14 protein-coding genes and 1 tRNA gene are annotated in these 12,146 nt (G+C 70.1%); 7 read left to right on the plus strand and 8 right to left on the minus strand.

What is annotated here, in order from left to right:
* Positions 1-127 precede the first annotated feature (127 nt).
* From dctP to VED21_RS18885, 3 genes are all read left to right on the plus strand, one after another.
* Positions 128-1,153 (plus strand): TRAP transporter substrate-binding protein DctP, encoded by a 1,026-nt coding sequence (gene dctP, locus VED21_RS18875; RefSeq protein ID WP_324884847.1) that lies wholly within the window; start codon positions 128-130, stop codon positions 1,151-1,153.
* Between the two features lie 105 nt (positions 1,154-1,258).
* Entirely contained in the window at positions 1,259-1,783 is a 525-nt protein-coding gene (locus tag VED21_RS18880) for a TRAP transporter small permease (protein WP_324884849.1), read from the plus strand.
* Between the two features lie 4 nt (positions 1,784-1,787).
* The gene (locus VED21_RS18885) at positions 1,788-3,071 is read left to right on the plus strand and encodes a TRAP transporter large permease (RefSeq protein ID WP_324884851.1); all 1,284 of its coding nucleotides are present in this window, start codon (positions 1,788-1,790) and stop codon (positions 3,069-3,071) included.
* 17 nt (positions 3,072-3,088) lie between these two features.
* Here the strand turns inward: VED21_RS18885 and VED21_RS18890 are convergent, their stop codons facing one another.
* Positions 3,089-4,003, minus strand: a complete 915-nt coding sequence (locus VED21_RS18890) for a DMT family transporter (protein ID WP_324884853.1) — start codon at positions 4,001-4,003, stop codon at positions 3,089-3,091.
* A 7-nt stretch (positions 4,004-4,010) separates the two neighbouring features.
* Positions 4,011-4,220: a hypothetical protein gene (locus VED21_RS18895; RefSeq protein WP_324884855.1), complete on the minus strand. Its 210-nt coding sequence runs from the start codon at positions 4,218-4,220 to the stop codon at positions 4,011-4,013.
* Between the two features lie 129 nt (positions 4,221-4,349).
* Between VED21_RS18895 and VED21_RS18900 the strand changes: the two genes are divergently transcribed.
* The gene (locus VED21_RS18900) at positions 4,350-4,955 is read left to right on the plus strand and encodes a DUF4337 domain-containing protein (RefSeq protein ID WP_324884857.1); all 606 of its coding nucleotides are present in this window, start codon (positions 4,350-4,352) and stop codon (positions 4,953-4,955) included.
* 45 nt (positions 4,956-5,000) lie between these two features.
* Here VED21_RS18900 and VED21_RS18905 read toward each other — a convergent pair.
* Positions 5,001-5,075 (minus strand) — tRNA-Thr (locus VED21_RS18905).
* Between the two features lie 78 nt (positions 5,076-5,153).
* Positions 5,154-5,987 (minus strand): phytanoyl-CoA dioxygenase family protein, encoded by an 834-nt coding sequence (locus VED21_RS18910; protein WP_324884860.1) that lies wholly within the window; start codon positions 5,985-5,987, stop codon positions 5,154-5,156.
* A gap of 255 nt (positions 5,988-6,242) precedes the next feature.
* On the opposite strand from VED21_RS18910, the gene VED21_RS18915 reads away from it, so the two are divergent.
* On the plus strand, positions 6,243-8,840 hold the full coding sequence (locus VED21_RS18915; RefSeq protein WP_324884862.1) for a HAMP domain-containing methyl-accepting chemotaxis protein: 2,598 nt from the start codon (positions 6,243-6,245) through the stop codon (positions 8,838-8,840).
* On the opposite strand, the gene VED21_RS18920 is transcribed toward VED21_RS18915, so the two are convergent.
* Both VED21_RS18920 and VED21_RS18925 read right to left on the minus strand, forming a co-directional pair.
* A complete protein-coding gene (locus VED21_RS18920; RefSeq protein WP_324884864.1) occupies positions 8,841-9,446 on the minus strand; it encodes a hypothetical protein in 606 nt (201 codons plus the stop codon). It lies immediately after the preceding gene.
* A gap of 45 nt (positions 9,447-9,491) precedes the next feature.
* Positions 9,492-9,641, minus strand: a complete 150-nt coding sequence (locus tag VED21_RS18925; RefSeq protein WP_324884866.1) for a hypothetical protein — start codon at positions 9,639-9,641, stop codon at positions 9,492-9,494.
* 68 nt (positions 9,642-9,709) lie between these two features.
* On the opposite strand from VED21_RS18925, the gene VED21_RS18930 reads away from it, so the two are divergent.
* Positions 9,710-10,258 (plus strand): ankyrin repeat domain-containing protein, encoded by a 549-nt coding sequence (locus VED21_RS18930; protein WP_324884868.1) that lies wholly within the window; start codon positions 9,710-9,712, stop codon positions 10,256-10,258.
* Between the two features lie 22 nt (positions 10,259-10,280).
* The gene (locus VED21_RS18935) at positions 10,281-11,267 is read left to right on the plus strand and encodes a CobD/CbiB family cobalamin biosynthesis protein (RefSeq protein ID WP_324884870.1); all 987 of its coding nucleotides are present in this window, start codon (positions 10,281-10,283) and stop codon (positions 11,265-11,267) included.
* A gap of 2 nt (positions 11,268-11,269) precedes the next feature.
* Here VED21_RS18935 and mscL read toward each other — a convergent pair whose 3' ends face one another.
* Both mscL and VED21_RS18945 read right to left on the minus strand, forming a co-directional pair.
* The gene (gene mscL / locus VED21_RS18940; protein WP_324884872.1) at positions 11,270-11,710 is read right to left on the minus strand and encodes a large conductance mechanosensitive channel protein MscL; all 441 of its coding nucleotides are present in this window, start codon (positions 11,708-11,710) and stop codon (positions 11,270-11,272) included.
* Positions 11,711-11,813: 103 nt separating this feature from the next.
* The coding region (locus tag VED21_RS18945) for an SEC-C metal-binding domain-containing protein (RefSeq protein ID WP_324884874.1) at positions 11,814-12,146 on the minus strand (333 nt) is incomplete at its 5' end.

Raw genomic sequence — 12,146 nt, forward strand, 5'->3', positions numbered from 1 at the left:
TCCGCCCCGCATCGCTCCCCTCCCTGCCGCGCGCTTCGGCCTCGTGCACACCGGCTGTGGCTTGGCGCGGACTTGCCTGTTACCATCCCCCGTCCCTTCGGGGCACAGAAGAATGGGAGGATACCGAATGAAGTCCGTGAAGGCGCTGTTCGCCGGCCTGGCTCTGGCCGCTCTGATGTTGCCGGGCGCCGCGATGGCCGCCGACTACAAGGCCGAATACAAGCTGTCCACCGTGCTGGGCAAGCCGTTCCCCTGGGGCGTCTCGGGCGACCGCTGGGCCGAGCTGGTGAAGGAGAAGACCAACGGGCGCATCAACATCAAGATGTACCCCGGCACCTCGCTGGTGAACGGCGACCAGACCAAGGAATTCACGGCCCTGCGCCAGGGCGTCATCGACCTCGCCATCGGCTCGACCATCAACTGGTCGCCGCAGGTGAAGGAACTGAACCTCTTCTCCATGCCGTTCCTGATGCCGGACGAGAAGGCGATCGACGCGCTGACCCAGGGCACGGTCGGCGCCAAGCTGTTCGAGCTGCTGGCCACCAAGGACGTGGTGCCGCTGGCCTGGGGCGAGAACGGCTACCGTGAGATCTCCAACTCCAAGCGCCCGATCCGCACGCCGGACGACCTGAAGGGCCTGAAGATCCGCGTCGTCGGCTCGCCGCTTTTCCTGGAGACCTACACCGCGCTGGGCGCCAATCCCACGCAGATGAGCTGGGCCGATGCGCAGCCAGCACTGTCCACCGGTGCGGTGGACGGACAGGAGAACCCGCTGGCCATCTTCTACGCGGCCAAGCTGCCGTCGCTGGGCCAGAAGAACCTGACGCTCTGGGGCTACGTCGCCGATCCGCTGATCTTCGTGGTCAACAAGGACGTCTGGGCGTCCTGGTCGAAGGAGGACCAGGAGGCGGTGCGCGCCGCCGCCGTGCAGGCCGCCAAGGAGGAGGTGGCGATCGCCCGCAAGGGCATCACCGCCGCCGACGATTCGCTGCTGAAGGAGATCCAGGCGCAGGGCGTCGAGGTCGTCAAGCTGAGCGACGCCGAGAAGGCGCCGTTCAAGAAGGCGACGCAGGCCGTGTACGACAAGTGGGCCAAGACCATCGGCCCCGACCTCGTCAAGGAAGCCGAGACGGCCATCGCCAACCGGAAGTAACGTTTTGCCCCCTCCTTAACCCTCCCCTGCGAAAGCGGGGGAGGGTGGCTGAGCGCAAGCGAAGCCGGGTGGGGGCTCCGCGTCTCCCAAGCATCCAGGCCCACCATGAGTTCCGACCTCCTCGAAGCCGGGCTGGCGACGGCCCCGCCCAAAACCCTTGTGCCGGTTACGGTGGAACGCGCGCTGTCCGCGCTGGCGATGGCGGCGCTGTGCGTCATCACCTTCGCCAACGTGCTGGCGCGCTATTTCACCGACTATTCCTTCGCCTTCACCGAGGAGTATTCGATCTTCCTCATGGTGGTGATGACGCTGTTCGGCTCCGCCGTCGCCGTGGCGGCCGACCGGCACATCCGCATCACGTTCCTGGTCGAGCGGCTGCCGCGCGGCGCGCGCCGCGTCACCGAGACGGTCGCCTGGACCGCCACGCTGGTGATGTTCGGCTTCCTGATCTGGTACGGCGGCCGCCTCGCCTACGACCACTGGCGGTTCGAGGAGACGTCGCCGGGCCTGGGCAACCCGCAGTGGATCTACACCGTGTGGCTGCCGCTGCTGTCCGTCGTCGTGGCGCTGCGCGTGCTGGGCCGCATCGTGCGCGTCGTGCGGGGCACCGATGCCCCGCAGGGGGAGTGAGCGGATGGCCGTCACCCTGCTGTTCCTGGGCTTCCTGGCGCTGATGTTCCTCGGCGCGCCGCTGGCCGTGGCGCTGGGGCTGGCCGGCACGCTGGCCATCTTCGAGGCGAATCTGGGCATCCTGTCGGTGCCCACCAACGTCTACGCCGGCATCGCCAAGTACCCGCTGCTGGCCATCCCCGTGTTCATCCTGGCCGGCCTGATCTTCGAGCGCGCCGGGGTGGCCAAGCAGATGGTCACCTTCGCCTCCTCCATCGTGGGTGCCAAGAACGGCGGACTGGCCGTGGTGGCGATCCTGGTGTGCATGGTGATGGGCGGCATCTCCGGCTCCGGCCCGGCGGACGCGGCGGCGGTGGCGACGGTGATGATCCCGTCCATGCGGGCCGCCGGCTACCCGCGCGAGTTCTCGGCCAGCGTCATCGCGGCGGCCGCGGCGACCGCCATCCTGATCCCGCCGTCGGTGGCCTTCATCATCTATTCGGTGCTGGTGCCGCAGGCCTCGGTGCCGGCGCTGTTCGCCGCCGGGCTGTTCCCCGGCCTGCTGGCCGGACTGTCGCTGGTGGTGCCCACGGTGTGGCTGTCGCGCAAGCATGGCTTCGGCCTGCTCGACACCGGCCCGCGCCCGCCCTTCTGGGCCAGCCTGCGGCAGGCGGTCTGGGGCCTGCTGGCGCCGGTGATCATCCTGGGCGGCCTGCGCGCCGGCGTCTTCACGCCGACCGAGGCGGCGGTGGTCGCCGTCTTCTACGGCTTTGCGGTGGGTGTGTTCGTCTACCGCACGCTGACCTGGCGCATGGTGTACGAGGTGATGGCGGAAGCGGCCGAGATGTCGGCGGTGGTGCTGCTGATCATCGCGCTGTCCAGCGTCTTCGCCTGGGCCGGCAGCACCATGGGCGCCTTCGACCGCGTGGCGCAGGCCGCCATCGAGGCGACGGGCAGCGAGATCACCGTCCTGCTGCTGCTGAACCTGGCGCTCCTGGGCCTGGGCATGCTGCTGGACGCGGTGTCGATCTTCCTGATCCTGCTGCCGCTGCTGACACCGATCATGACGGCGTTCCACTGGGACCCGGTGTGGTTCGGCGTGATGGTCACCACCAACCTCGCCATCGGCCAGTTCACCCCGCCCATGGCGGTGAACCTGATGGTCACCACCCGCGTGGCCGGCATCAGCATGGAATCGACGGTGCGCTGGGTGACGTGGATGGTGCTGGCGATGGTCGGCGCGCTGGTCCTGATCACCGCGTTTCCGGAGATCTCCCTGTGGCTGCCGAGGCGGCTGGGGTACGTGTAGGAGTTGACGCTGGGCCGTCAGCGTGCCTTGCGCGTCGCCAAGACGATGCCGGCGGCGATCAGCGCGATGCCGACGCCGTGGTACCAGTGCGGCTGCTCGCCCAGCAGCAGGATGGAGAGCAGCGCGCCGAACACCGGCACCAGGTGGATGGCCAGCCCGGCCGTGTTGGCCCCCACCAGCGCCACCGAGCGGTTGAAGGCCAGATAGGCCAGGATCGACGGGAACACCGCGACGTAGCCGATGGCGCCCAGCGCCGTCGGGTGCAGCACCAGTGGCCGGCCGCCCAGGCTCTCGGCCACGTAGAACGGCAGCAGCATCAGCGCGCCCAGCGCGAAGGTGGCGACGATGAAGCTGAGGCCATGCACCTTCGGCCGGTTGCGCAGCAGGGCCGTGTAGGCGGCATAGGCAATCACCGCGGCCAGCACCCACAGGTCGCCGCGGTTGAACTGCAGCGCGGTCAGCGTCTGCGGGTCGCCGCGGGCGATCAGCGTCACCGCCCCCGCCAGCGACACGGCGATGCCCAGCCCCTGGCGCAGCGTCAGCGTCTCGCCGAACAGAACGAGGCTCATCAGCACGATGAGGACCGGCATGGCCGACTGCATCATCACGGCGTTCAGCGCCGTGGTGGTGGCCAGCCCGACGTAGAGGAAGGTGTTGAAGACGCCGATGCCCAGCGCCGTGATGACCAGCATCAGCGGCCAGCGGCGCGCCATCATGCGCAGGTCGTGCGGCAGGTGGCGCCAGGCGAAGGGCAGCACGATCAGCGCCCCCAGCGCCCAGCGCCAGAAGGCCAGCGCCACCGGCGGCACCTCGCCCGCCACGGCGCGGCCCAGCACGGCGTTGCCGGCCCAGAACAGGCCGGGCAGCATCAGCAGCAGCCACGCCTGATCGGCGAGGCCGCGGCGGGCCGGTGCGGGGCGCTCCGCGTCCATGCGCCGCTCAGCCCCGCTTGGGCTTGGGCTGCGGGGCGGACGCCAGTTCCTTCTCCAGCTCGGCGATCCGCTTGACCAGCGAGGTGCGCAGGCTCTCGGCCGCGTGGCTCTTCAGCGCGGCGAGCTGCTCCTTCAGCTGGCGGAGCTGCTGCTGCTTCTGCTCGGGCGTGCGCTTGATGGTGACGCGGTCGGAGTGCTGGCCGGCGAAGGCGCGCATGATGCTGTCCCTGGTGGTCGGAATGGGGACCCTGATTAAAGGGTCGAAGGGCGCTCGCGCAAGTGCTGGCGCTCCCCGATCGAACGGGGCATCTTCCGCGCGCATCCGACAAGAACCGGGGGTACGTCGATGGAAGCGCTTGAAACCCATGAGAAGATCGAGGAGGCGGCGCACGGCCACCACGCCGGCGCCAACAGCATCAACCGCCGCATCGGCCTGCTGATCTCCGTCCTGGCCGCCCTGCTGGCGATCGCCGAGGCGGCGGGCAAGAGCGCGCAGACCGAGGGCATCACCCGCAACGTCGAGGCCAACGACCTCTGGGCCTTCTACCAAGCCAAGACGATCCGCATGACGACGTTGCGCACGGCGGCCGAATCCGCGCAGCTCGACCTGCTGGCGCCCGACCTGCCGGAGGCGCGCCGCGCCGCCGTCCAGAAGCAGATCGACGGCTGGCAGGCGACGGCCAAGCGCTACGACAGCGAGCCGGAAACCAACGAAGGCCGCAAGGAACTGATCGCCCGCGCCAAGGAGGCCGAGCACCGGCGCGACCACGCCATGCACGCCTACCACCTGTACGAATACGGCTCCGCCGCCTTCCAGATCGCCATCGTGCTGGCCTCGGCCACGGTGATCACCGGCTTCCTGCCGATGGCCTGGGTGGCCGGCGGCCTGGGCGTGGTGGGCATGGCCTTCTCGCTGCTCGGCTGGCTGGCGCCGAACGCGGTGCATTTCTGAACGGAAAAAGGCCCGGCGGTGGAAACCGCCGGGCCTTTTCGAAACTGGTGCCGCAACAGGGATTTGAACCCCGGACCTACTGATTACGAATCAGTTGCTCTACCCCTGAGCTACTGCGGCGTTGGGCGGCGAACATAGCCACGATGAGCGGCGCTTGCAAGCCCTTCGTTGCGTCCGCCGCACGAAAAAATCGCTGCTTCAGCTGTACCAGATCTCCAGCATCAGCCGGTCGCGGTGCCGGGGCGGGATGATGCGGTGGTAGCACGCGGTGTCCTCGAAGAATCCCGTGCCGGCCGGCCCTTCGACCGCCACGACGCGCCCGTCCCCGTAATGGCGGCGGATTGCCTCGTCGGGGGCCGTGGCGGAGCGCAACAGCAGCGGCAGCGGCTTACCCCGGTGCGAGCCGCAGACCAGGGCGTGCGCGCCGTTCTCGCGGTCCACGTCGGTCAGGTAGAAGTTCACCGAACAGAAGCGCAGGGCGTGCGCGTCGTAATGCCAGTCGATGCTCTGCCCCTGGCGGCGGCGCACCGCGTCGTCCAGGCTGGAGGCGTAGCTCCAGTACAGGCGCGGCTTGATCCGGGTCGGCGGGTAGCCCAGCTGGCGCGTTGCCACCTCGATCAGCACCGGGTCCCGGCACAGGCGGCGGATCGCCTCGCACTCCTCGGGCGCGCAGACCTCGGACATGGAGACCTCGGTGCCGTCGCTCAGGCGGCCGTCCTGCACCTCGGCCTTCAGGAACCGTTTCTCCCAGAAATGGCAGGGCGTGGTGCGGGCATAATCCACCAACTCGCGAACCACGGCCGGCGGCAGGTCGAAGCCGCGTGCGAAGGACTCGCGCTTCAGGTCCAGAACCGCGCCGTCCACCAGCGCCGTCAGGAACATCGACTGCTGCAGGGTGACGGTCCACGACCGGCGCGGCCGGTGCAGCAGACCCATCACGAAACCGTAGATGCGGCGGACGGCTTCGAACCGCGCCAGGGCATACTGAAGCTCACCGGCGCCGATACGCCGGGCGACGCTTGCGATGTTCATGTGGAAAACCGTCACTTGTGGAGTGCGAGGTCTGGTTGCGAGGATAAGCGCGAATGCGGCTCCAGCGCGCGACGCGCAAAAGGGTGGCCGTGCGTGGGAGGGAGGTAGGCCCATGGGTGGATTGTGCGGCGCGCATAACAAGGAATTGGTGTTGCCGCGCGCCTTGCCCGACCGCGGGACACTTTGTTAATGTTTGCTGACTTATAAGAATATTCGTTTGCCGAACAAAAAAGTCGTTCAGGGAGGACACCAGAGATGACCGACCGGCAACCGGGGACCGGCTCACCCGCCCGCCGCTTCGGCGTTCGCGCCAAACTGCTCCTGGCCTTCGCCGGCATCGCCGGCATGACTGTCGGCGCCAGCTTCGTCGGTCTCTATTCCTACTCGGCGGTCGAGGCGCCGCTCACCCGCATCGTCAGCGTCAGCCTGCCCGAAATGGAACTGGCCAAGCGCCTGTCGGGCGAGAGTGGCGGCATCGCCGCCGCCGCCCCCACGCTGGACGCCGCCGACAGCCAGACCGCCCGCGGCCAGACTTACGCCCAGGTCATGAGCCGCGGCCGGCAGTTGATGGCGCTGGTGAACGAACTGGGCGAGCGCCGGCCGAACGACCCCAAGCTGGCCGAGGTGAAGGCCAAGGCGACGGCGCTGATCTCCACGCTCGACACGGCGAACGCCGCCGTCGACCGCCGCCTGACGGCGCGCGGCAAGCGCGAGATGGGCCTGAGCCAGTTGGCGCGGGCGCGCGAATCCTTCCTCGACACGCTCCAGCCCCTCATCGACGCCGTCGGCGACCGCCTGCGCAGCAAGGGCGAGTCGCTGGGCGCCATGACGGACCGCGAGATCGACACGCTGGGCGACGCCGTCGGCGCCCTCATCAGTCTGTACGAGATCCGCGCCGACATCATGAACCTGTCCAAGGCGGCGGCGCGCGCCGCCGCGTCGCCCACCACGCTGCAGGTGACCAACCAGCAGCAGGTCTACCTGGAGGCCGCGGCGCGGCTGATCAGCGCCACGCTGCACGCCGGCGACCGGCTGACCAAGGAGACCTCCGACGCCTTGGAGACCTTCTTCACGCTGGGCGACGGCGTCGATGGCGTGTTCGAGCTGCGTCGCGCCGCGCTGGAGGCCGGCGATGCCGAGCGCGCGGCGCTGAACCGCCGCGTCAACACCAAGCTGGCCGAGGTGCAGCGCGGCGAGCAGGCGCTGCTGGAAGCGCTGGACCCCGTCACCCTGCGGGCACGCGCCGAGATCAAGGTTGCCAGCCTCAACATCCGCACGCAGACGCGCGAGTCCATGCAGGACGTGCTGGGCAACGGGCTGAGCAGCTTCCGCACCTACCTGGAACTGCAGACCTCCGCCAACCTGCTGACCGGCGCCTTGAACGAGGCGGCGCAGGCGGTCGACGCCAACCGGCTGGACATGATGCGCACCCGTTTCGACGGCGTGCTGTCGGCCCTGCGCGAGCGGCTGAAGGGCATCGGCGACAGCGGCGACGACGCGGAGCTGCGCAAGGCCGCCGATGCGCTGGCCGCCTTCGGCACCGGCGACGGTAACCTGTTCGACCTGCGCCGGGCCGAGCTGGCGGCCATCGCCGATGGCGCCAAGGTGCTGGCCGAGACCCGCGCGCTGGCCGGGCAGTTCGCCCAGGCGGTGGAGGAGCAGGTGGCCGCCATGAAGGCCGACGCAGACGCCGCCGCGGCGCACGCCGCCCAGGCCATCGAGGCCGGCCGGCTGCTGCTGATCCTGTTCGCCGTGGGCAGCCTGGTGGGCGGCGTGGCGTTGGCCTGGTACACGGTGGGCCGCGCCATCGTCACCCGCATCGGCCGGCTGGCCGACGCCATGCGGTCCATCGCCGGCGGCAACCTGGAAGCGCCGATCCCGCAGGGCGGCGCCGACGAGATCACCGACATGGCGCAGGCGCTGGTCGTCTTCCGCGAAACCGCGCGCGAGGCCGCCGAGGCCAACGCGCGGGCCGAGACGGAGCGCACCCGCGCCACCCAGGAACGCCGGCGCGCCATGATCGAGATGGCCGAGAACTTCGAGGCCAGCGTACGCGGCATGCTGGACCGCGTCTCCCGCGCGGCCGACGAGATGCACGACGTGGCCGAGCGCATGACCCGCACCGCCGAGCAGACGACCGGCGAAGCGGCGACCGCCGCGGCCACCTCGCAGCAGGCGGCCGGCAGCGTCGAGGCGGTGGCGGCGGCGACCGAGGAGCTGTCCGCTTCGATCCAGGAGATCGGCACGCAGGTCAACGCCTCCAGCCGCATCGCCCGGCAGGCGGCGGCCGACGCCGAGCGCACCGACCACACGGTGGAGGGGCTGTCGCACACCGCGCAGAAGATCGGCGAGGTTGTGCAGCTGATCAACGACATCGCGTCGCAGACCAACCTGCTGGCGCTCAACGCCACCATCGAGGCGGCGCGCGCGGGCGAGGCGGGCAAGGGCTTCGCCGTCGTGGCGTCGGAAGTGAAGAACCTGGCGACGCAGACCGGCAAGGCGACCGAGGAGATCTCCGGCCAGATCGCCGCCATGCAGTCGGTGACGCAGGAGGCGGTGGAGGCGATCCGCTCCATCGCGGGCACCATCCGCGAGATCAACGACATCGCCTCGTCGATCGCCGCAGCGGTGGAACAGCAGAGTGCGGCGACGCGCGAGATCGCCCGCAACGTGGGCGAGGCCGCCGACGGCACCCGTCACGTGCGCGAGAACATCGACTCGGTGGCCCGCGCGGCGGCGGAGTCCGGCCACTCCGCCAACCGCGTGCTGGAGGCCTCCACCACGGTCGCCGACGAGGTCCGCTCGCTGGGCTCCCAGGTCAACAGCTTCGTCAGCCGCATGCGGGCGGGGTGATTACGCCCCCGCCGCCGTCTGCGGGACTTCGTGCACTTCGACCGGCTGGCTGCTGTGGCGGGACAGGATCTCGCGGGCGACTTGCTCGCGCTCCTCGTTGCGCAGGTTGACCCACAGCAGGATGCCGCCCTTGTCCAGGTGCTGGCGCAGCGGTTCGCTGCGCTTGTCGGTCAGCCAGCCGGCCAGGACCGAACCCAGCGCGCCGCCGCCCACGCCGGCCGCTGCAGCCGCGGCGGCGGCCGCCAGGGCGGTGCCGCCGGTCGCCAGCACGGCGCCCGTGGCGATCACCGCGCCCACATAGGCCGGGATGCCCATGGCCACGCCCTTGGCATCGCCCTCGTCCTCCGGCGCCACGTAGGACTGGCGGGGCATCGAGGGATCGTGCTTGGCGTCGTCGATTTCACGCGGCACCACGCCGACGTGGTCGCGAATGGTCTGGTCGTTGGCCATCAGGCTCAGCTCGTGGCGATCGAAATGGGCCAGCGACAGCTCGTCGAGGGCGCGCTGCAGGGCTTCCTGGCTGTTGAAGACACCCACCGCCTCGCGCACCATCCCCTGTGCCGCGCCGGTCCGGCCGGTGTGGCCCGCATCGCTCTGATAGGTCATGGCGCTCTCTCCGGATGTTCTCAGCGAACAACCCGGCGGCGAGGGTCAAGGTTCCGTCCGTGCGGCGGCCGGCGGGATGGCGACGGCGCCGCGCGGCTCCGGCATCGATGAGAGGAACCACCACAGGCCGATGCCGATCAGCATGGCCTTGACCAGCAGGAAAAGCGCGATGTGACGGGCGAGCGGGTTGTGCATGTGGCAAAGACTAGACGAATGCGGCTAGGATGGGCAGGGGGATCCGATCCGGATATGGAGTGCGTGTTGTGAAGCGACTGGTCCTGGCGTGTCTGCTGGCGTTGGCCTGCGTGGCCCCCGCCCGTGCGGAGATCAACCTGTTCGCCGGTCCCGACCTGTACAAGGCGGTCAGCGCCAACGACATGAAGACGGTCCGCCAGCTGCTGCTGCGCGGCGAGAACATCAACGGCCTCGACGCCACCGGCCGCACGCCGCTGATCACCGCCATCACGCAGGGCTACGTCGATATGGCGAAGCTGCTGCTGGACAACGGCGCCAACCCCGGCCGCACGGACAAGGGCGGCAACCCGCCGCTGTACTGGGCGGCCAACGCCGGCGACGCGCAAATGGCCGACCTGCTGCTCCAGAAGGGCGCCAAGCCCGACCAAGAGAACAAGGACGGGCTGACGCCGCTGATGGTCGCCGCCCGCCAGGGCCGCGCCGACGTGGTGGAGCGCCTGCTGAAGGCCGGCGCCAAACCCGACCGTTCCGACTTTGCCGGCCGCGACGCGCTGAGCTGGGCGCAGGAAAGCCGCAACTCCCGCGTCACCACGCTGCTGCGCAACGCCAAGCGCTGACGGGGGCGGAGGCGCCGCGGCCATGGCCAGCACCGTCTTCGGCGGCCCCGGACCGCTGTTCCTGCTGCTGCTGGCGCTGGTGGTGGACGCCGCCGCCGGCGATTGGATCAGCCGTGTCCTGCCCGATCCGGCGCGCCTGTCGGCGCGCGTCTGCGCGCTGCTCGACCGCCGCCTGAACCGGCCGGAGCGCGGCGAGGGCGCCCGGCTGATGCGCGGTGCCCTGGTCGTGCTTCTGCTGGTCGCCGTGGCCGCCGGGATCGGCCTGACCGCCGAGTGGTTCCGCGTCAACGCGCGCTCCGGCTGGGTGGTGGAGTTCGTGGTGCTGCTGGCCTGCCTGCGCGGGCGCAGCGCCTGGATGCGGGTGCGCGAGGTGCGCCGCGCGCTGGAGAGCCGCGGCCTCACCGCCGCCCAGGGCGAGGTGGAAGGGCTGACCCGCCGCCACGCCTACGGACTGGACGAGCACGGCGTCGCCCGCGCCGCCATTGAGCACGCCGCCAAGGCGCTGGACCGCAAGCTGGTGGCGCCGGCTTTCTGGTACATCCTGCTGGGAGCACCCGGCGTGCTGGCCTGGGCGGCGGTGGACGGCGCCGACGCCGCGCTGGGCCACGCTGGCGTTCGGCACGAGCGCTTTGGCCAGACGGCGGCGCGGCTGGACGACGCGCTGAACGCCATCCCGGCGCGGCTGACCGCGCTGCTGCTGGCGCTGGCTGCCCCCTTCCTCGGCACCGCCAGCCTGGGCGGCGCCTTCCAGGTGATGGCGTCGGACGCGCGCAAGCATCCGTCCTTCAACATGGGCTGGCCGATCGCCGCCGCGGCCGGCGCGCTCGGCCTGTCACTGGGCGGCCCGCACCGCGACGGCGCCGTCACCATCCACGAGCCGTGGATCGGCCCCGGCCGCGCCCGTGCCACGGCGCCCGACGTCGGCCGCGCGCTGGGGCTGACGGCCCTGGCTGCGTTGCTCCTGCTGCTGCTGGTCGGTGCCCTGACGGCGGGCGTGGCGGCGATCTGAGCTTATGGAGATTCCGGTGGCTTCGGGGCCGGGACGATGCGGTCGCGCAGCAGGTCGCGGATTTCCTCCAGCAGCACTTCATCGGCCGGGCGTGGCTTCGGCTTGGCGGCCTCGACGAGGCGGAAGCGGATCAACTGGCGCACCAGCACGAACAGCGCCGCCGCGACGATCAGGAAGTTGAGCACGTTGTTGAGGAATCGGCCGTAGTTGATGGTCGCCGCGCCCGCCGCTTCCGCCGCCGCGAGGCTGTCGTACCGGCCGCCCGACAGGCTGATGAAGTAGTTGGAGAAGTCGATACCGCCCATCAGCCAACCGATGGGCGGGGTCAGGATGTCCTTGACCAGCGAGTTGACGATGCCGGTGAAGGCAGCGCCGATGATGATGCCGACCGCCAGGTCCACCACGTTGCCGCGGCTGATGAATTTCTTGAACTCGTCGAGCATGCCCGCACCCGTCCGTCGTTTGGGACGGGAACGGGGGAGGGTGGGGCGTGGATCCATAATCCCTCCCCCGCCGGAGGCAGGGGGAGGGACTTTGCATGTTCGCTCACGCAACCTTGCCGTGGCAGTGCTTGTACTTCTTGCCGGAGCCGCAGGGGCAGGCGGCGTTGCGCGGGGTGTCGGGCCACGGGTCGCTGCCCACTGCGGCACCGGCCGCCGCCGAGGCGCGGACCATGCCGTCGGGCAGCGGCGCCGTGTCGGCATCGCCGGCCAGAGCCAGAGCCGGGTCGTCGCGGCTCTCGTGCATCTCCTGCATCTGGCGGAAGTACAGCTCCTCCTCGCTGGGCTGCACGCGGACCTCGACGTGCATCAGCACGGCGGTGACCGATTCGCGCAGGCGCGAGAGCATGTCGTCGAACAGCTCGAACGCCTCGCGCTT

The sequence above is a fragment of the Azospirillum sp. genome (assembly GCF_035627195.1).
Lineage (GTDB): Bacteria > Pseudomonadota > Alphaproteobacteria > Azospirillales > Azospirillaceae > Azospirillum.

Bases quoted from the DNA above. Each gene is read 5' to 3' on its own strand.
- VED21_RS18890 (WP_324884853.1), bottom strand. From the start codon at position 4,003: ATGGACGCGGAGCGCCCCGCACCGGCCCGCCGCGGCCTCGCCGATCAG.
- VED21_RS18935 (WP_324884870.1), top strand. From the start codon at position 10,281: ATGGCCAGCACCGTCTTCGGCGGCCCCGGACCGCTGTTCCTGCTGCTG.
- VED21_RS18895 (WP_324884855.1), bottom strand. From the start codon at position 4,220: ATGCGCGCCTTCGCCGGCCAGCACTCCGACCGCGTCACCATCAAGCGC.
- VED21_RS18910 (WP_324884860.1), bottom strand. From the start codon at position 5,987: ATGAACATCGCAAGCGTCGCCCGGCGTATCGGCGCCGGTGAGCTTCAG.
- VED21_RS18885 (WP_324884851.1), top strand. From the start codon at position 1,788: ATGGCCGTCACCCTGCTGTTCCTGGGCTTCCTGGCGCTGATGTTCCTC.
- VED21_RS18900 (WP_324884857.1), top strand. From the start codon at position 4,350: ATGGAAGCGCTTGAAACCCATGAGAAGATCGAGGAGGCGGCGCACGGC.
- VED21_RS18920 (WP_324884864.1), bottom strand. From the start codon at position 9,446: ATGACCTATCAGAGCGATGCGGGCCACACCGGCCGGACCGGCGCGGCA.
- dctP (WP_324884847.1), top strand. From the start codon at position 128: ATGAAGTCCGTGAAGGCGCTGTTCGCCGGCCTGGCTCTGGCCGCTCTG.
- VED21_RS18915 (WP_324884862.1), top strand. From the start codon at position 6,243: ATGACCGACCGGCAACCGGGGACCGGCTCACCCGCCCGCCGCTTCGGC.
- VED21_RS18925 (WP_324884866.1), bottom strand. From the start codon at position 9,641: ATGCACAACCCGCTCGCCCGTCACATCGCGCTTTTCCTGCTGGTCAAG.
- VED21_RS18880 (WP_324884849.1), top strand. From the start codon at position 1,259: ATGAGTTCCGACCTCCTCGAAGCCGGGCTGGCGACGGCCCCGCCCAAA.
- mscL (WP_324884872.1), bottom strand. From the start codon at position 11,710: ATGCTCGACGAGTTCAAGAAATTCATCAGCCGCGGCAACGTGGTGGAC.